11 protein-coding genes are annotated in these 18,622 nt (G+C 67.2%); 5 read left to right on the forward strand and 6 right to left on the reverse strand.

What is annotated here, in order from left to right; all coding sequences use genetic code 11:
• Position 1 precedes the first annotated feature (1 nt).
• Genes J2751_RS05345 through J2751_RS05355 form a run of 3 tightly spaced genes read right to left on the reverse strand, consistent with a single transcriptional unit; the run spans position 2 to position 6,161 of the window.
• A complete protein-coding gene (locus J2751_RS05345) occupies positions 2 to 529 on the reverse strand; it encodes a DUF7287 family protein (RefSeq protein WP_209483909.1) in 528 nt (175 codons plus the stop codon).
• Positions 519 to 2,564 (reverse strand): type II secretion system F family protein, encoded by a 2,046-nt coding sequence (locus J2751_RS05350; RefSeq protein ID WP_209483911.1) that lies wholly within the window; start codon positions 2,562 to 2,564, stop codon positions 519 to 521. The genes J2751_RS05345 and J2751_RS05350 overlap by 11 nt, the downstream gene beginning before the upstream one ends.
• 27 nt (positions 2,565 to 2,591) lie before the next feature.
• Positions 2,592 to 6,161, reverse strand: a complete 3,570-nt coding sequence (locus J2751_RS05355; RefSeq protein WP_209483913.1) for a type II/IV secretion system ATPase subunit — start codon at positions 6,159 to 6,161, stop codon at positions 2,592 to 2,594.
• 108 nt (positions 6,162 to 6,269) lie between these two features.
• On the opposite strand from J2751_RS05355, the gene J2751_RS05360 reads away from it, so the two are divergent.
• A complete protein-coding gene (locus tag J2751_RS05360) occupies positions 6,270 to 6,980 on the forward strand; it encodes a DUF1405 domain-containing protein (protein WP_209483915.1) in 711 nt (236 codons plus the stop codon).
• A 51-nt stretch (positions 6,981 to 7,031) separates the two neighbouring features.
• Here J2751_RS05360 and J2751_RS05365 read toward each other — a convergent pair whose 3' ends face one another.
• Positions 7,032 to 8,087 (reverse strand): phosphoribosylaminoimidazolesuccinocarboxamide synthase, encoded by a 1,056-nt coding sequence (locus J2751_RS05365; protein ID WP_209483917.1) that lies wholly within the window; start codon positions 8,085 to 8,087, stop codon positions 7,032 to 7,034.
• A 161-nt stretch (positions 8,088 to 8,248) separates the two neighbouring features.
• Here J2751_RS05365 and J2751_RS05370 point away from each other — a divergent pair, with 161 nt between their 5' ends.
• The gene (locus J2751_RS05370; RefSeq protein WP_209483919.1) at positions 8,249 to 8,851 is read left to right on the forward strand and encodes a tRNA (cytidine(56)-2'-O)-methyltransferase; all 603 of its coding nucleotides are present in this window, start codon (positions 8,249 to 8,251) and stop codon (positions 8,849 to 8,851) included.
• Here J2751_RS05370 and J2751_RS05375 read toward each other — a convergent pair whose 3' ends face one another.
• Complete coding sequence (locus tag J2751_RS05375) at positions 8,852 to 13,582, reverse strand: glycoside hydrolase family 15 protein (RefSeq protein ID WP_209483921.1); 4,731 nt, start codon at positions 13,580 to 13,582, stop codon at positions 8,852 to 8,854. It lies immediately after the preceding gene.
• A 158-nt stretch (positions 13,583 to 13,740) separates the two neighbouring features.
• On the opposite strand from J2751_RS05375, the gene malA reads away from it, so the two are divergent.
• The 3 genes from malA (at position 13,741) to J2751_RS05390 (ending at position 18,158) form a co-directional block, all read left to right on the forward strand.
• Positions 13,741 to 15,918 carry an alpha-amylase MalA gene (gene malA / locus J2751_RS05380; RefSeq protein WP_209483923.1) on the forward strand — a complete coding sequence of 726 codons (2,178 nt, stop codon included), beginning with the start codon at positions 13,741 to 13,743 and terminating at the stop codon, positions 15,916 to 15,918.
• Between the two features lie 99 nt (positions 15,919 to 16,017).
• Positions 16,018 to 17,520, forward strand: coding sequence for a 4-alpha-glucanotransferase (gene malQ, locus J2751_RS05385; RefSeq protein WP_209483925.1), 1,503 nt, complete (start codon positions 16,018 to 16,020; stop codon positions 17,518 to 17,520).
• Between the two features lie 215 nt (positions 17,521 to 17,735).
• A complete protein-coding gene (locus J2751_RS05390) occupies positions 17,736 to 18,158 on the forward strand; it encodes a hypothetical protein (RefSeq protein WP_209483927.1) in 423 nt (140 codons plus the stop codon).
• Between the two features lie 219 nt (positions 18,159 to 18,377).
• Here the strand turns inward: J2751_RS05390 and J2751_RS05395 are convergent, their stop codons facing one another.
• On the reverse strand, positions 18,378 to 18,596 hold the full coding sequence (locus tag J2751_RS05395) for a PLDc N-terminal domain-containing protein (protein ID WP_209483929.1): 219 nt from the start codon (positions 18,594 to 18,596) through the stop codon (positions 18,378 to 18,380).
• Positions 18,597 to 18,622 lie beyond the last annotated feature (26 nt).

Genomic DNA, 18,622 nt, shown 5'->3' on the forward strand with positions numbered 1-18,622 from the left:
CTCACCACACCCGCAGCGTGAGCCGGTACGTTTCCCCGTTGATGTCGACGATACGACTCGCGGCCGAGACGCTCTCGCTTCGGGACGGAGTGGGGCCGGCGTGCATCCGGACGTCTTCTTCGCCGACCGTTCCGACGACTCCGCTTTGCGTGACCGTGAGATTGAGTCCGCGGAACTCATCGATCCCGAGTTCGACGTGGAGCTCCTCGGCGTTCGATTCCCAGTTACAGTCCCACTCGGACGCCGCCCTCTCACCGTCCGTTCCGTTGAAGAACGCGTGCGTACAGACCGGCGACAGCGTCGCGGTCGACCCCGGGCCGGCAAGAGAGGACTCCACCAACTGTGCGGTACCGCGCTCTGCGACGATGACCGTCGCGCCGTCCCCGACGGCGTACGGCTCCAAGAGGGTCGGTACGAACGCAAACGTGAACCCGACGACGACGAGGAACACCGACATCCCGACGACGAAATCGAGGACGGTCTGTGCGCGACCGTCGGTCGTGAAGGCTCCAGTATGCTCACCCGACATAGATCCACACCCCCAGTGCCAGCGTCATCAGGACGACCGCGAACTTCACGCCCGAGAGGACCGTCGCGTTCCGGATGTACCCGCTGATGAACCCGGAGAGGACGGCCTGTATCGTCACCGCGTGGAAGAACAGCATCGAGAGCACTTCGGGTTCCATGCCACCCCCACCGAAGTCCGGGCCGCCGCCCCCGACGGCGTCAGCCGAGTTCCCGTCGGCCTGTGAGGAGAGGTCGCCCATCACGTCGATGAACTGCGTCTGGAGGATGGCCATGACGCCGAGAAGCGTGACGTACGTCATGAGGATGATCGCTACCTGCATCCGCGTCCGGGAGCGTCGTTCCCGCTCGATGTCGTCCTGGTTCTCCGAGGCCTGTGCCGCCGTCGTCAACACGTCCGTGATCTGGGAGGAGGCCTCCTGTGCCTCGGAGATGAGTTTCACCGTTCGAGCGAGCCGGGGGACCGCGTACTCGTTGTTGAACTCGACGAGTGCGTCCCGGAGGCTCATGCCATAGTTCACCTTGGCGTGGATGATATCGAACTCCTCGGCGAGCTTTCCCGATGAGGTCTCAGCGACGGTACGGATCGATTCCAACAGCGTCTGTCCGGTGTCGTTCGCCGAGGAGAGCTTTCGAAGGTTCTCCGAGAGTTTGCCCGTGACGGCCTGTTTGGACCGTTGTCCCCACTCGTGGAACACGGCAAGGGGGATCAGCGTCACGTACGCCGGCACGTACACCCAGATGAACGCGGACCACACTGGACGGTCGACCCAGCCGTCGAACGTTGTCGGCGCGGACCCGGACGCGACCGCGACGGCGATGAGCGCCAGCGCGGCCGGCACGGTCATCGCGAGCGTGAAAAGCGGGTTGTCACGCAGGAAGTGGTGTGGAGCGGCGAGGATCCGCTTCGTCTTGTGGGTCCCCTCACGCTCCCGGATCCGGTCGAAGATCCCGCTGCGGCCGACGAACCCCTCGATCAGGCCGAGATGGAGCAGTCCCTCCCGGCTGGTCTGTTGGAGCCGTTCGCTGCCGCCGTCGGGACGCAGATAGCCGTCCCCCGGCTCGTCCTGTTTGACGGTTGAGACGAGCACCAAGAAGCCCAGCCCAGTCAGCGGAATGAGGAGGTACACCGTGGCGTATAACAGGACGTCGTCGGACTCGCCCATCATCCCCATGATCACGAGGATGACGATGAGGAGGAGCGGGAACAGCGAGAGCGTCATGTACATCTCGCCGAACAGCTCCAACGTCTCCAGCGTCATCTCGCGCTCCTGTTTCGAGGTGCGCATGTGTTTGTCCTTTTTGTCCTTTAGGAACGATTCCATGTCTCCCCCGGAGTTGACAATGGAGAGCATGTCGGCGAGGAACTGTGAGAGCTCGTCGGAGGGCGTCTCCATCGACTGCTGGCGGAGCGCGTTCCGATAGTCGGTTCCGAAGTACTCCGTCTCGTTGATCACGCTCTGGAACTCCTTCGACACCTCTCCGTAGGTGTCCTCGGCGGTCGCCATCGCCCGAAGGATCTCCAGTTGATTGAGGCCGCCGACCGAGAGCGCGTACATGAACGAGACGGAGTCGGCGAGCAGCAGGTTGATCTCCCGCTCGCGGGCCGACGACCGGGAGTACGGGAGCGCGATCAGCGTCCCGAACCCCAGCGCGAACCCGATCGATCCGAAGACGAGTCCGCTGATGAACACCGCCGCCGGGACCACGAGCGACCGCAATAGCTCCGTCGCTGCCGGGCTCGGCGACGGGACCCCGAGCGACAGCGTCTCGGGAGCGATCAGACCGAGCGCGAACACGCCGTACCCAAGGAGCGTCCCGACCACCCAGAGCACGACGCCGAGAAGCACGCCGACGCCGAGCGACCGGGACACGTACATCTCGACCGGGTCCGTCATCCGCGCCTCGGCAAGCTTCTGCTCCACGTTCCCGACGAAATCGCCATCGGGATCGAACAGGAGTCCGAAGACCGGGTAGAACAGTCGACCGAGGAGGTCGTCATCAACCCGTCCGCGTCCGAGACCGGTATCGAGACTCATTGTCCCACCAGTCGTGCGTTCATCGGCTCAGCCCTCCTCCTCGGCGGGTTCGACGGTCTCGAACCCCCACTCGTCGATGTCGCCATTCGCGTCGGCCGCATCCGAACCCTCCGCGTCGGCCGCATCCGAACCCTCCGCGTCGTCGTCCGTGTCCGCTGCGTCCTCCCCGTCCTCCACGGCTTCCGTACTCACCGCGCCGTCCGAACTCGTCGCGCCCTCCACGGATCCGGTATCGACTGCGTCGTCGTCGTCGCCACGGCTCTCCTCCGTCGGTGGCGGACTCATGACGTCGACTCCCTCGGGGAACGGCTCGTCGAACGATTCGTCTATTTCCAGCGTTCCGCTCTCGCCGTTCGTCGAGGTCTGGGACCGGTCGATTCCCTCACCCGCCGAGACGGCCGATTCGTCACCCGTCGCGATCGATGCTTCAGCATCTCCGGATCGGTCGGGTCCGTCGACGACGCTGTGGCCGGTGTCGCCGACGGTATCCTCCGATCCGGACCCCGCGTCGTCACTGACGATCCGGTCGGTCAGCCGGTCCGCTGTCCGGGCCGCCTCGGCGAGCGAGTCATGGGCGGCGTTCGGGCGGGCCTCGACGTCTCGGGCCGGATCGACGTCGAGGAGCGCGTCAGCGACCGATTCCGGCACCGAGCCGCGGTACTCGCCGAGTAGATCCTCGGCGTCCTCGAGGATTCCCTTCGCCTCCTCGCGTCCGGCCTCGTCCGGCTCGGGACGAGGCACCATCGCCTCCTTTTCACGGTCCACGTTGATGAGGACGGACTCCATCTCGCGGAGGTCCTCGAGCGAGCGCTCCAACTCGTCGTTGGCCATCAGCGCCAGCACCGTTTCCGGATCGTTGATGAACGCCTGGAACGTCGCCGCCACCTGCGCGTAGCTGTTGAGCCCCCGGTCGATGAGGTACGCCAACACGAGTCGTCGCTTTCGGAGTTCCTCGTCCAGCGTCGCCCGACTCCAACCGCGGTCGAACATGATCTCTTCGAGCGTGTTCGAGTCCCCCATTCGGAGGAACTCGTCCGTCTCCGCCTGCCACTGGAAGACGTCTTGAACGTTGATCTCGTCGTTCTCGGCGTCGTAGTGGTTGATCTCCGTGAGCGACTTGTTCCGGCGCACCTTCTTGCCCTGTACCCGGGTCGACGTCTGGATCGAGACGAGATCCAGCGCGGAGAACATCGTCTTCGAGACGTTGATCGGGTCCGTGGTGAACCGCTTGAGTACCTCGCCGACTGAGTCGGCGTGGAACGTCGTGTACGTGGTGTGGCCCGTCGACATGACCTGAAACGCGGTGCGGCCCTCCTCGCCACGGATCTCGCCCATCACGATGTAGTCCGGGCGCTGGCGGAGCGCGGCTTCGAGCAGGTCGAACTCGTCGACGTCGCCCTTGTCGTCGTCGGAGAAGGACGGACGAGTGACCGACGCGATCCAGTTGCGCTGGGGAAGTTCGACCTCGCGAGTGTCCTCGATCGAGACGATCTTCGCGTTCGAGGGGATGAAAAGCGAGACCGCGTTCAGGCTCGTCGTCTTCCCGGAGGCGGTCCCGCCGGCGAAGATCAGGTTCTTATTGTTCTCGATACAGATCCACAAAAAGGCCATCTCGTCGAGCGAGAAGGTCTTCCAATTTATGAGGTCGACCGGCGTGAACGGGACGTCCTTGAACTGGCGGATCGTGTAGTTCGTCCCGTGGTCCGACACCTCTCTCCCGAGCGTGAGCTGGGCACGTGAGCCGTCCGGGAGGGTCGCGTCGACCTGTGGGCGTCGTTTCGAGATCCCCTTACCGGATCGCTGGGCGAGTTTGACGACGAAGTCGTCCAGCTCGTCCGTACCGTGGTAGACGTTCGTGATGACCTGTTCGTAGTCGGAGTGGTAGACGAACACCGGCGAATCGTAGCCGTCACAGGAGATGTCCTCGACGTTGATGTCGTGTTTGATCGGGTCGATCCGCTCGTACCCGATGAAGTCGCGTTTGAGGTAGTACAACAGCTTCTCCACTTGGTACCCGGACAGCGTCTCCGCGTCCTCGGCCAACACGGCCGGTTCGGGACGCGCACTGATCCGGGAGGTCCGCTCGGCCCGTTGGCTCGGGGGCCGGTAGCCGATCGTCTCGGCGATCCGTCGCGGGAGTCCGTCCGAGAGGTCGACTCCGAGGCCGTCCAGGTCGATCCGGTCCAGGAGATCGGTAAGGGGCCCCTCGTCGTCCCCCTCGTAGAGATCGTATCGTTCGAGGAGCGTCCGCGTCTCGTCGGCGATGACTCCCTCACGAAAGCCCTCCCCCTCCCCGGTGATCGACTCGTCCGCGTACTTGATCGAGGTCCGGAGCTTCCCCGTGAGGAACTCCGCCAGGTCCGACTCGATGCTGGTCAGGTACGGCTGGACCACGTAATACTTCACCTCGTTCTCCTTCGTCGATCGGAACACGATCACGAACGCGTAGGGTTCGTTCACCCAGTAGCGCTCCACCTCGCGGAAGTGCGTCTTCTTCGCCATCGGAACCGCCTTCTCCAGATCGTACCGGTTTGCGAGGGTGGTCTCTCCGTCGACCGTTGAAAAGAACGCGTCCTCGTCGAGTTCCGGATTCACGTCGACCGTCCGCTCGTCGACGAGGTCCGCCAGCCGGTCCGCGGTCTCCGCGCCCGCGTCCAACACGCTCTCGATGCCGCCGGGGTCGAAACCCAGCGCGTCGATCTTGTGCTCGTGGGTGAACGGTATCGGTTCGTCCTCCTCGTCGGTCGGGAGGGTACCCTCCTCGTCGCGATACCACTGGTCCTCGAAGTCGCTCCACGTGTAGTACCCCTTGAGAACCGGGACCTCGTAGAGGTCGTATCGAGCGTGACCCCGGTCCCATAGCTCGTCGCCGACCGCGACGGTGGCCCGGAGCCTGAATCCGAGCTCATCCGGGTGGAATCCGAGGAACTCCGCGGGATCGACGGCGACTCGCTCCCAGTCGAGATCCGTCGGTGGGCCGGCGGGAACCGGTTCCACGTCCGCGCCGGCGACGACGACAAGACCGGAGACGCCGTTTCTGCCGACCGCCTCTCCCACACCGTGCTCGTCGGGAGGGTCCGGCTCCCCGGCCTCGTTCGTGTCCGTCGTTTCGCTCCGTCCGCCGACACGGTCGTCCGTATCGTCACGGGACACGGTAGTCCCCCGCGTTTCGTCGACGCTCCGTCGGCGGTCCTCGTACACCGCGGACCCGCTTGCGACGACGTCGTCGCTCCCGATCACGAGCGTGCCGGCAGCCGGGGTTCCGTGCCCGTCGACGGGCGTTTCGCCGTCCGTTTCGAAGGGCTGGTCGACCCCCGACACGCGAACGACTGCCGTGTCGCGGTCATCGACCCGGGCTTTCACCGCGCTCGCCGGCACCGCCGGAGCCTCGGGGATCCACTCGTACAGTTCCTCCGCGGCGTCGACGTGTCCGTGCTCCCGGAGAACGGATCGCCAAGTGTACCGTCCGACCGTAACCGGCGGGTCGACATCGGCAGGGGCGGAATCGCCCTCCGCAGTGTCGGTCCGCGCGGAATCGGACACCAGTCGCTCTCTCCCGTCCGTAGCGGGCTGGCGCTCGGCGTCCTCGCCGTCCATAGCGGATGTCAGCCTACATCGCGTAAAAAGCTGACTGGCAAAAACCCGCGATTGATAATCCTCGTGTCGGAGCGGTGGTGTTTTGGATCCGCCGGGGACAGTTATGGCGTGACGCGTTTCCAGTACCTTCGTCGGCTCCGAACCCTGCGCGATCCCGAGGTCCGCGACCGGGTCAGAGCAGTGGTCGCCGAGGAGCTGCTGGGGACGCCTCGAAGCCTCGCGATCGTCCTCGTACTGACGTCGTTCATGTTTCTCGTCGGGGTCGACTACTACGCGGAGAGTCTCTCCGACGTCCCGACCGTTCTCTGGCCACTGTACGCGGACTCGGCGGTCGCGGTCGCGCTCGCCGCGCTCGCGTTGGCGACGGTGCTTCCAACGGTCGGCTCCGGCGGCGACGTTTCCGACGTGCCGACGAACCGCGCGCTGGCGTACCTCCACACCCTCGCGTTCGTCTGGCTGGTCCAGTTCGGGCTGTGGCCGCTCGTCTCCCTGAACCTCGCGTTCGAGGCGTACGTTACGGCCCCCGACGCGTGGATATACTACTGGGGCGTGCTCGGGACACACCTGTGTTTCGTCGGCCTCGCACTCCTGTTTCCCGCGTTCGGTCGGACGACGCGTGGAGCGCTGGCGCTGGCGCTGGCGCTCGGCGTCCTCAACGTCGTCGTCGACTACGGGTTCGGCTACCATCCGCCGCTGTTGTACGACCCGGGAGCCGTCCTCGCGGCCGCGACGCTCGGCATCGCCGTGCTCTCGGTGTGGTTGGCCGGCCGGTCCTTTCGGCGGCTCGGCGACGACACCGATGGGTCGTCGGTTCGTTAGCCCGTGACGATTCGGTAGCCCGTGGCGATTCGGTAGCCGATGCCGGGGCGCTCAGAGGTCGTCGACGGCAGCCAACGCCTCCTCGATCGAGGGAGCGTCGAACCACGTCTCGCCGGTATAGGCGTTCGCACCTGCGGTGTACAGGTCGGTCACGGTCGCGAGGACATCCTCGGGGAGCGCGATCGGCTCGACGTCACAGATCGATCGCCAGTCGTCCGTCTCGTGGTTCTCGACCGCGCGTTTCGCGTTCGAGACCGCCTCGACCCACTCGGGCTGCGTCCGCTTGTACCACTGGCGGATCACCTCTTTCGACACCTGTGTGCCGCCGTAGGAGAACCGGTTCTCGTCAAAGGTGCCGACCACGTCGGCGACGCGGAGCTCGCCGTCCACGTAGCAACACTCGATCTTCCCGTCCTCGTGGACGAACCCCGCGCCGGCTGCTTGCTCGGTGACGACCCGGTTGACGTCGCGGGCGAGCGTGTCGAGCGCGTCGATGTCCGCGACCCCGGCGACCCGGTCCGCTTCGGCGCGCGAGAGGTACCGGTCCTGTCGCTCGTATTTCGTCGAGAACTCGACGACCGGCTCCGGGAGTTCGACGACCCCCTCGGGCCAGGCGTCGAGACCGAGACCGACGTCCGACGGTTCGGCTCGGCGTCGGAGGCTCGACCCGACCGGGACCGTGTTCCGGAAGACGACTTCGAGGGGGACGAGGTAGTTCGCACCGCCGGCGGTGTGGAACGCGTCGTAGTCGTAGCCGGCGTCGGACCCCTCGTACGGTAGGTCGGGTACCTGTGTCAACTCGATCGCCATCTCCGTCGGCGGCGCTCCTGAGTCCTTGAGGGGACCGACCGCGTCCTCGGGATCCGCCCCCGTCTCGACCGCAGCCGGGTCGACGACGCCGCGGTAGTGTGTGGGGATTCCGGCCGACTCCAGTCGCTCGAAGTTGAACGCGCCCATCGTACAGAGGCTCGCGCCCTTTCGTGGGATCGTGTCGGGCATTCGTCCCCAATCGAACACCGAGTAGGCGTCGGTGAACGCGAACCGACCTCGACCGAGTGCCTCGGCGGTCGCGGGCTCGACGACGCGGAACTCCTTGACGCTCGTCATACCGGATCCGGCGACCGCCTCCCCCATGAACCTTTCACTTACGTGGTCACCTCGACCGCCCGAGGTCGGTATCGATCCACGCTCGTGGGTACAGCGTGGGGTCCGTGGGCGTCTCCGTCGCGCACCGAAAGGTCCACCCGGTCCCCGGACGGATCCGACGTATGAACGACGAACGCGAGGTCGTCGTCCTCCGGTACGGCCACCGGCCCGGACGTGACGACCGGATGACGACACACGTGGGTCTCACGGCGCGGGCGCTCGGCGCGGACCGTGTGGTCGTCCCCGACAACGCGGGCCAGTCGGCCGAGACCGTACGCGACATCACCGATCGGTTCGGCGGTCCCTTCGAGGTCGAACTCCGCGGGGACCAGAAGGCGATCGTCCGCGACTTCGACGGAGTCGTCGTCCATCTCACGATGTACGGCGAGCGCATCCAGGACGTCGAGGGCGAGATCCGCGAGGCGGTCGGTCTCGACGACGACACGGCCCGGCCCCGGGACCTCCTCGTCGTCGTCGGCGGCGAGAAGGTGCCGTGGGAGCTGTACGAGCGCGCCGACTTCAACGTGGGCGTGACGAACCAGCCACACTCGGAAGTCGCCGGCCTCGCCGTCTTCCTCGACCGGCTGTTCGCGGGCGCTGAACTCGACCGGGAGTGGACCCACGCCGACCGCCGGGTGATGCCGGAAGCGACCGGAAAGACCGTCGTCGACGTCGACGAGGAGGGCCCGAGCGGGAACCCGGGTACCGAGTCGACCGACGGCTGATCACAGGCTGATCCGCTCCACCGCGGTGCCCGCTGCCGTGAGGTCCTCGCCGGTCGCGGCCGCGACGACGACCGTGTGGGCGTCGACCGCAGGATCCAGTCGGAACTCGAACTCGCCGCCGTTGGGGGTCACAAGCGACGAGCCGTCGGCGGTGTACACGGCGACGACCGCGCCGTCCGTCTCGCCGGAGACGACGACTTCGTCGCCGACGAAGTCCGCGACCGCGGCCAGTTCGGGTCCCTCGGGTCGGTCGCGCTCGACGCATCGCTCGCGGACGAACTCCGGCGTCTCGACCGGCTTGCCGGCGTCAACGCCGTGCGCGAGGCGGATGAATCCAGCCATCGACCAGGCAAGCGGGGTCGCCCCCCCGGTGCCCTCGCCGAACTCCCAGCCGTACTCGGTCGGATGTTCGCGGTCCCACACCTGCTCGGGTAACATCCGCCCGGAGTTGCCGAACCCGGACATCGTCTCCAGCAGCGCGGCCGGATCGAGCGCGTCCTCGTCGGTGCCGCCGAAGGCGTCCGGGCCGTCGGCGCGGGCACGAAGCTCGTACTCGCCCCGCTCACCCGTGAAGATGGGCCACAGCCGCCCCTCGCCGTTGCCCATACCGGCCCACGGCGCGCCCGGGTCCTCGGATCCGAGCTCGCCGTAGGCGTCGCCGACGTAGCGGTACCAGCCGGGTCCGTACGGCGTGTCGACGCGGATCGACTCATCGACGACGGAGACCGAGTTGCGAACGACCGGGTCGTCCGCGGGTTTCACCCCCAGCCGGACGAGTTCGAGGAACCCGCCGTCGACGATCTCTCGCTCGTCGTACGTCGGTCCGTCGTTGGCGATCGTCCGGGGGCGTCCGGAGTCCGGGTCGCCGTCGGCGGTGATACGGAGGTAGTAGGGCGTCTTCGCATGGCGGTCCGTGCCGGTCTCGGTGGCACACCACTCCTCGATCCGGTCGGTCCAGTCGTCCGCGAGCCCGAGCCACGCTAGGGCGTCCGCGCGCAGTTGGTCGGATGCCGGGAGCGTCGAACCACGCTCCGGCTCGTCGTCTGCGGCTGCGCCGATCCGGTCTGCTTCCGCAAGCGCAAGCGCGGCCGCACAGCAGAGACCGGCGATCTCCGCGGCGATGCTGGACGGCGAGTAGCCGGCCTCCTCCTCCCATCGCTCTTGAGCCGTCTCCGGGCCGTTCCGGGCGACGTAGCCGACGGACCGCCGCACTTGGTCGTAGTCGTACTCCGCCTCCGAGAGCGACACCCCGTGTCCGTACAGCTGCCACGCCATCACGGAGGGGTACGCGATGTTGTCCATCTGCTCGCCGCCCCACCGGGTCCGACCGTCGATGTAGGTGTTCTGCGGGAGGAACCCGGTGTCGTCCTGCTGGGTGTTGTAGAGGTACGCGAGCGCGTCCGCGCTCCGGTCGACCTCGCCCACCTCGATCAGCGCGGTGAACACCTGATAGAGGTCTCGCGACCAGACGAAGTTGTAACCGAAGCCGCGGTCGGTATCGGCGTACTCCGTCTCGCCCCACGGCACGGACGGGCTGGCGATCCCCGCCCCGTCGTGACGCTTGTCCTCGACGGCAGCGAGGGTCATGAGCGCGAACCGGTACTGGGTCTCTAGGTCGGCGTCCCCGGTCACGGAGTCGGGGAACTCCCGGTCGGCGAGCCACTCCCGCCAGCCGTCGACGTACGCCGCCGAGATGTCCTCGAACCCGTGGGCGAGCGCGCCCTGCGCCTCGCCGAGCGCCGCGGCGGTGTCCGACCGCTCCGCGAAGCCGAGCGCGACCGTGTCCGACACTGTCGTCCCGCTGCCGACGAGTCCGGCGAGCACCACGTTTCCGGTGGCATCGGTCGATCCGGGACCGCGCTCGCCGCTCGCGAACAGTGCGTCGAGGTCGTCGTCGCCGGCGGAAAGCGCGCTCGCCCAGTCGAATCCGTCGGTCGCCGTGAGCGCGAGCGCGACGTCGAAGGGTTCGCCGTCGTCGTCGACGAGCTTCCCGGGCGGCCGGTCGTCGCGCTCGTTTCTGGCGATCAGGTGGTGGCGACCGTCGCCGACCCGGCTCCCGTGGTCGTCGGTACCGACGTTGGTGACTGTCGTGTCCGCCAAGGCGTACACGTCGTACTCGCGGCTCCCCTCGAACTCGACGTCCGCGAGAACCGCGTTCCCGCCCGTGTCGACGGCGTACTCGACGGTCAGCGTCCATCGGTGGCCGTGGCCGTCTCCCGTCTCCCGGATCGTCTGGGTGTACGCGAGCGCGTCGTCAGCACTCGGTTCCGTCGTCCGCGTGATCGTCTCCGTCGTCGTCTCGTGGCTCGTCTCGTCGAAGGTCCGAACCGTGTAGTCGGCCTCGGAGTCGGTGACGAGGAAGTCGAACGTCCGGAGGTTCATCACGTCGATCCGCGGGAATCGAGCCTCGGTCAGCGCGCCCTCGGTCAGCGTGAACCAGACGGGAACCGGGTCGTCAGCGGTGTGATCGGCGGGCGTCCCGACGCCGAACTTCCGCCCAGTCGTCCACTTGGGTGCCTTCGGTCCGCTCGGTCGATCGTGGGGGACCGGTAGCGCCCCGTGGCGAGCGAGCGTCGCCGTCGCGTCGATCCGGAGTCCGTGGGCCCACCCGATCGGGGTCGCGCTGTCCAAGTCCCCGTCGTCGAAGACCTGCTCGGCGAGGAGTCCGGCCTCGTTGGCGAACGGACCGTCGGACTCACAGAGCTCGTACAGCCGTCTCGCGTCCGAAAAGGCCGCCTCTGCGTCGTCGCCGTGGGACTGGAGGAGGCCGCCGACCGTCGCGGCCGCGGTCGCTCCCCACAGCGTCGCGATCGACCACACCTTCGCGCCACCTTGCTCGGCGGTCCGCCAGTCGTCGCCGACGAACCGGACGAGCCCCTCGACGCGCTCCGTCTCGCGGCCGAGCGCGTCGATCGTGGTCCGAACGTGTGTCGCGACCCGCGAGACGAGCGCGTCGCGCTCAGCGGGATCCGGAGCCGCCGGGAGCGGACCGTCGGCTGGCGTTCCGTCCGGACGTTCCGCCGCGAGCGCATCGTACTCAGCGGCCGCGTTCGCGAGCGCGAACGTGCTCGCGTCCGCCCGTTCGTCGCGGTCCGACCCGTTCGCTCGCTGCGGGAACCGTTCGAGTTCGGGGATCCACCGATCCTGTAGGGCCTCGACGGTCGCGTCCGCCGCCAGCGCGGCTCGGAGTCGAACGTCGTCGTCGACCGGCGCGCGCGCGACCGCCGAGAACGCGCGGAGGTAGGTCGCGCCCGTGTGTGTGAACCGCCCGAGCGCGTTCTCCCAGCAGTTCTGACAGCGCTCGGGGAACCCGTCGTCCGCCGTCGTCGCGTGAAGGAACTCGACGGCGTCGACGATCGTCTCGTCGATCCGCTCGCGGAGATCGGCTGGAACGTCCGTCGTGCGACGGAGCTCCGCGAGGAACGCGACCACGGACGCCGGCTGGTCGAGTTGGTCGTTCGGGGCGTCGTCGTCGGCCGACTCGATGCGAGCGTTCGCCCACCCCGGCGCGACCTTCCCGGAGTCAGCCCACACCCGGTGGGGCCAGCTGCCGTCCGCGTCCTGCGTCCGACAGAGGAACGCCGCCGAGGTGAACAGCTCCGAGTCGGCGTCCAGACCGAGTTCGCGGCTCGCGGCGAGCAGCGCCGTCGACGTCTCCGCCTCGTCGCGGAACCACGTGTAGCCGTAGCCGCCGGAGGTCGAGTAGAAGGGGTCGAACTCGGGGCCGGCGAGCCGACCGCCCGAATCCGCGGTCAACAGATCGAGCGCCCGGAGGTCGCTCGCGACCGTCGACGGGCGTGGGGTGTCGTCGGGAACGGTCGGTTCGAGCGTCGCCGCCGCCTCCCGTATCTCGTCGGCGGTCGGATGATCGGAGACGGCGTCGACGACGGCGTCGATCCGGCGAGCGCGGTCGGCGTCCTCGTCGATCCGGTCCGCGTCGTAGCCGTCCGCTCCGCTCGCCGAGCCGCTGCCGTCCGCCGTCCTGCCCCCGCGGCGGTCCGTGGGATCGTCGACGACGGTGCGGCTCGCGAGGGTGACGCGCTCGGTTCGGGCGTCGCGCTCGAACGGCGCGCGGACGACGACGTCGGGGGTGAGACGGGAGTCCTCGCGCTCGTCGATCTCGCCGCGATGTAGGTACCCGCCGTCGTTCTCGCCGAGCAGCTCGGGGAGCGTCTCCTGACGGCGACCGTGAGCGGCCGAGAGTCCGTTTGAGGCGGCAAGGAAGTCGTGTTCGCGACGGTGATACACCTCCACCACGTCGCCGTCCCCGGGACCGGCCGCCTCGTGAATGAGGTTGCCGACGCTTCTCTCGACCATGTCCGGGGCGAACACGCAGCTCGCGACGAGGTCGGCGTTCGCGGGCGGCGCGCCGCGCAACTCGACGTGGGTGAGGTGGACATCGTCGACGACGAGGTCGAACTGGTGAACCGTGTATCGGCCGGCGTCGTATTCGGTCTCGACGAGCGGCGTGTGCCCGTCGTAGTGTTGGCGAGTGGTGTCGAGTTCGTCGAGCCACCGGATCCCGCCGCCGCCGGCGATCCCGACGCGGAGCCGATCGGTCCCACCCACGCCCGAGAGCGCGTACGAACAGTCGTGGGTGGCACCGTCCGGTCCGACGTGGACCAGCCGGCCCCCGTCGCCGGTGAACGCACCGACGGTCGTGGGACGTTCTGTCGGGTAGCGCTCGCCCCGGCGACGTTTGTGTTCCGTGATGGCGGTTCGCAGTCGCATGGAGAGACTCGCGGTCGCGTGGGCAAAAGCCTTGACGGACCGGGCGAACTTCCGCGTGATTCCGATCGAGAGCCACGGATCGCGCATCCCGCCGGTCGGATGCCCGACACGTTCGCATGGAGAGCAACACCGAAGACCCCGGGCGTTGATGGACCTGTATGCACCACCCTGGACCCCCACGCTTCCTCTCGACGGGCGAGACGACGCAGCTCGCTCCCAGAGACCCGGATCCCGAGGCGACCTACGAGTGGCGGATTGTCGATGCCCCGCCGAACAGCGAAGCGACCGTCGGCGAGACGCCGATAACCGAGTTCACGCCTGATGTCCCCGGCCACTACCGCCTCGGTCTGAACGCGCCGGACGGCAACCACGCGCTCACCGTCAGGGCGTTCCCGGCCGCGTACGAGAACGTCGACGTCGCCGCCGGAAGCGGGGAGGCGATCCGTGATCGGGACGCCGACCGCGCCGAGATCCCGTACGCGGGTGACCGAGCACACGACGGGATCGGCAGGCCGCGGGTTCGCCTCGACGCCTCGGTCGAGGGCGACGCCATCGTCGTCGACGCGATGGCGACGCCGAACCCCGACTCGGAGCTGGCCGCAGAGGATCTCGACGTGACGTTCGTCATCGACGATCGGGACGTCTCGTCCGCGATCGCCGCGGGACGAACGAACCCGCGGGACGCCCGGCAGGTGACCGCGAGTGGATCGGAAACGGCGATCGAGACGGACGGATCGGGGACGACGCTTCGCGTTCCGACGCGGACGGTTCCCGACCGGCTTCGCGTCCACGCCGTCGCCGTCGCGCGTGAACCGGGTCACGAGCCGCGGATCAGCGTCGCGGACGCGGTCGCGGTCGATCGCGTCGGAAGCGAGGGCTCCGCAGGCGACGCGAGCGCGCCCATCGATGTCGACCCGATCGGTGACACGGACTCGACGGGCAGATCGGACCCGACGGGCAGAGCGGACTCGCCCGGCGGTACCGGAGCGACGAGTCCCGACGAGCGGTTCACGGTCACCCGTCTCAACCAGCCACCCGAATGGACCGAGAACGCTAGGGTGTACGAGGTGTACGTCCGCACGTTCGCCGACGCCGACGAGGGTGAGACGTTCGACGCCATCGCGGACCGGATCCCAGACCTCGCGGATCTCGGCGTCGACACGCTGTGGCTCACGCCGGTCCTGACGAACGATGGGAAACCTCACGGCTACAACATCACCGACTTCTTCGACGTCGCCGACGACCTCGGCGACCGCGAGGACTACGAGGCCCTCGTCGACACCGCCCACGACCACGGGCTCCGAGTCCTGTTCGACTTCGTCGCCAACCACACCGCCCGCGACCACGAGTGGTTTCAGGACGCCTACCGGAACCCGGACTCCCCGTACCGCGACCGCTACGAGTGGCAGGACTCCGGCGAGCCGGGGACGTACTTCGACTGGGAGCTGATCGCGAACCTGAACCACTCGAACCTCTCGGTTCGGCGGTTCCTCCTCGACGTCGTGGACGAGTGGGCCCCCCTCGTCGACGGCTTCCGCTGTGACATGGCGTGGGCGGTGCCGGACTCGTTCTGGCGCGAGCTTCGGGATCGGGTGAAGGCGATGGATTCGGAGTTCCTCCTGATGGACGAGACGATTCCGTACATCCCCGGCTTCCACGAGGGGATGTTCGACATCCACTTCGACGCGACGCTGTACTTCCAGCTCCGGCAGATCGGGCGCGGGGCGGCCCCGGCCCGGACCGTGGTCGACGCCGTCGAACAGCGCGCGGAGATCGGGTTCCCCGACCACGCCGGCTTCCTCCAGTACATCGAGAACCACGACGAGACGCGATACCGGGTGGAGTGTGGCGACGCGGCCGCTGCCGCGGCGGGCGCGGCGACGGTCACCCTGCCGGGAGTCCCGATGGTGTACGCGGGCCAGGAGATCGGCCAGCGCGGCCGGCGCGATTCGATCGCGTGGGAGCACACCCGCGGGGAGGTCCGCGAGCGCTACGAGCGACTCCTCCGGACCCACGCGGACCACCCGGCGCTGGGCCCCGAAGGGGATCTTGAGCGCGTCGGGTACCACGTCGCGAGCGGGGACCTGTCCGAGCGACCGATACAGGCCGACGGCGACGCCGTCCATCCCGACGACGTGGTGGCGTTCCTCCGCGGGAGCGGACCGAACGCGCTCGCCGTCGTCCTCAACTTCGCGCCGGCCGAGGCGGCGGTCGCCGTCGACGCCGACCACGGCCGAACGAACGTCGTGACCGGGGAGCCGTGCGTCGTCACCGACGGGGACGGAACCGAACGGATCGCGGTCGACGACGTCGCCGTCGTCCCGATCGGGGAGTGACGAGCGGGAGAGCGAACGATACGGGATCGAACGACCGGGTGCGGATCCGGGCCGCCCGCGGGCACAACGCTTGAGTCGGTGGGGGTTACAGACGTAGCCATGCGATTCGATCGCTCCGACGGAGTGTTCTGTCACGTCACCTCCCTTCCCGGCCGTCACGGGATCGGCGATCTCGGGGAGGGCGCGGCGTCGTTCCTCTCGTTTCTCGGCGACGCGGAGGTCGACTACTGGCAGACCTGTCCGGTGGGACCGACGATCGGGGCCGCTGGAGAGTCACCGTACCAGTCCCCGTCGGCGTTCGCCGGCAACCCCCTCTTGATCGACCTCGACGGCCTCGTCGACGACGGCTGGTTGACCCGGGAGGATCTGGAGCCGGTCCCGGAGTTCCCGACCGACCGCGTCGCCTACGAGGAGGTTCGCTCGTACAAGCTCCCGCTTTTACGGACCGCGTTCGAACGGTTCGAGGCGGCCACGGACGCCGCCGATCGAGCGGACACCACCGTCGAGTTCGATGCCTTTCGCGATCGGGAGCCGTGGGTCGACGACTACGCGTTGTTCCGAGCGATATCGGCCGCTCGCCCCGAGGACACGTGGGTCGAGTGGCCCGACCCCCTCCGAACACGGGATCCCGACGCGCTCGATGCGGCCCGCGAGGAGCACGCCGAGACCGTCCGGTACCACGAGTTCGTCCAGTGGACGTTCGACCGACAGTGGACCGACCTGCGACGAACGGCCGCCGAGGAGGGCGTGGGCATCGTCGGCGACGTTCCGATCTACGTCGCGCTCGACTCGGCCGACGTCTGGGCGAACCCGGAGGCGTTCCGTCTCGATGACAACAACCGACCGACGATGGTGGCAGGGGTGCCGCCGAACCCCGGTGACGACGGACAGCGGTGGGGGAACCCGGTGTACGACTGGGAGCGACTCGCCGAGGCCGACTACGACTGGTGGATCCGCCGGTTCCGTCGGCTGTTCGATCTCGCGGACATCGCGCGGCTCGACCACTTCCTCGGGTTCGTCCGGTACTGGGGGATCCCCGCCGATGACGACGACCCGGCGGCCGGCGAGTGGTACGACGGACCGGGGCGGGATCTCTTCGAGACGGTCGAACGCGAGTTCGGCGAGGCCCCGTTCATCGCGGAGGACCTCGGATTTGACGACGCGCGGATGGACGACCTGATGGCCGAGTTCGGGTTCCCCGGAATGCGGGTCCCGCAGTACGCGAACTGGTGTGAGGGGGGCAACGAGTACCAACCGATGAACTACCCCGAGAGCGTCGTCGGCTACACCTCGACCCACGACACCGACACGTGGGTCGGCTACTACGCTGATCTCCCCGCCGACCAGCGCGACTGTCTCCACTACAACCTCGGCGTCGACGACGGTCGACCGATCGAGTGGGAGATAATCGAGGACGTGTGGAGCTCGGAGGCGGTGCTCGCGATGACGACGGTTCAGGACCTGCTCGGACTCGGCAGCGAGGCCAGGTTCAACGAGCCCGGGACCCTCGCCGGCAACTGGGAGTGGCGCGTCGAGCGCGACGCGCTCTCCGAGGAGCTGGCGGGTCGATTACGGGAACTCGGCGCGTTTCACGTCCGGTGACCGGCTACTACGGAACCGCTCGCGGAGCCGGCGTCGGAGCTACCCGGGGGGCCGTCGACATCGTCGCCGGCACTCCGCGGATCTCCGAGTTCCCAGCCGGCCTTCGCCGTAGCGTCCCCGACCGATACGTACTTTCATCGACTATCGCAGTCACCACGTGCTGTCTGTTAGACCGTGCCAGTATCTATATCACTGTTGGATTATATACACATGGTATGAGTGATTCTCGCTCTACTGATTCGGACGGCGAATCGCCCGAAGACATATCCACTGAGGAGTCAACCGATACCACCACAACGCGTGACACTACAACTGATGTGAGCGATTTTGAACTGCCGTTTTCCCTCGACATGGGCGCGAGTGGGAACGTCGGGATCCGTGAGGGCGTTGGATACGGTGTTGGGTTGCTGGTATACGTTATCGGGCTGATTCTCGTTCTTGCAATCCTCTCTGGGCTTGGTGCCGCATTTGTCGCTGGTGGGGCTGCCGTCGACAATATCGTCATCACGCTACTCGTTGGTTTGTTTGGGTTCGTTCTCTCGTTAATCTCGTTGGTTGTGTTTGTCGCAGGGATTGCGGGGCTACAGTACAAGATCATCGCCGACGCAGTGAGTCGTGGGAACGCTGCCAGTAGTTGAACGGAACGGTTGACTGTTGTGACTCTTCGTGTTTTCAGCTTTTATTAGGTCTCAATACTGTTGGATAAAGTCGAGGACGTCAATCTCGGTACTTCACAAAGCCGTTTAGTTAGAACGTCTGCTTACCACTCACTTCGAGTTCTACTGAGCTGTATCAATAATCTCCGCCAGAAGAGGGTATCAAGTAATTCGTCACTGTTCCTTCGGAAGCAAGCCGGCCTAGTACGCGTTCCGGCCGAGGATCCAGTACAGCACGAGCCCGAGGAAGGGCGCGAAGAACACGACGAGCGCCCAGAGGAACGCCGGGTGGTCGCTTCGCTGTTTGGCGTCGTTGTACGTCCAGACGATGATGGCGACGTAGACGACGAACGTCAGGAGCGCGAAGAGGAAGCCGATCCCCGACGCTGCCGCCCCCTGTAGCGGAAGGCTCGATATCATGCTCTCCACGTTTCGGGGAACGGACA

The sequence above is a fragment of the Halorubrum alkaliphilum genome, assembly GCF_017873815.1.
Classification (GTDB): domain Archaea; phylum Halobacteriota; class Halobacteria; order Halobacteriales; family Haloferacaceae; genus Halorubrum; species Halorubrum alkaliphilum.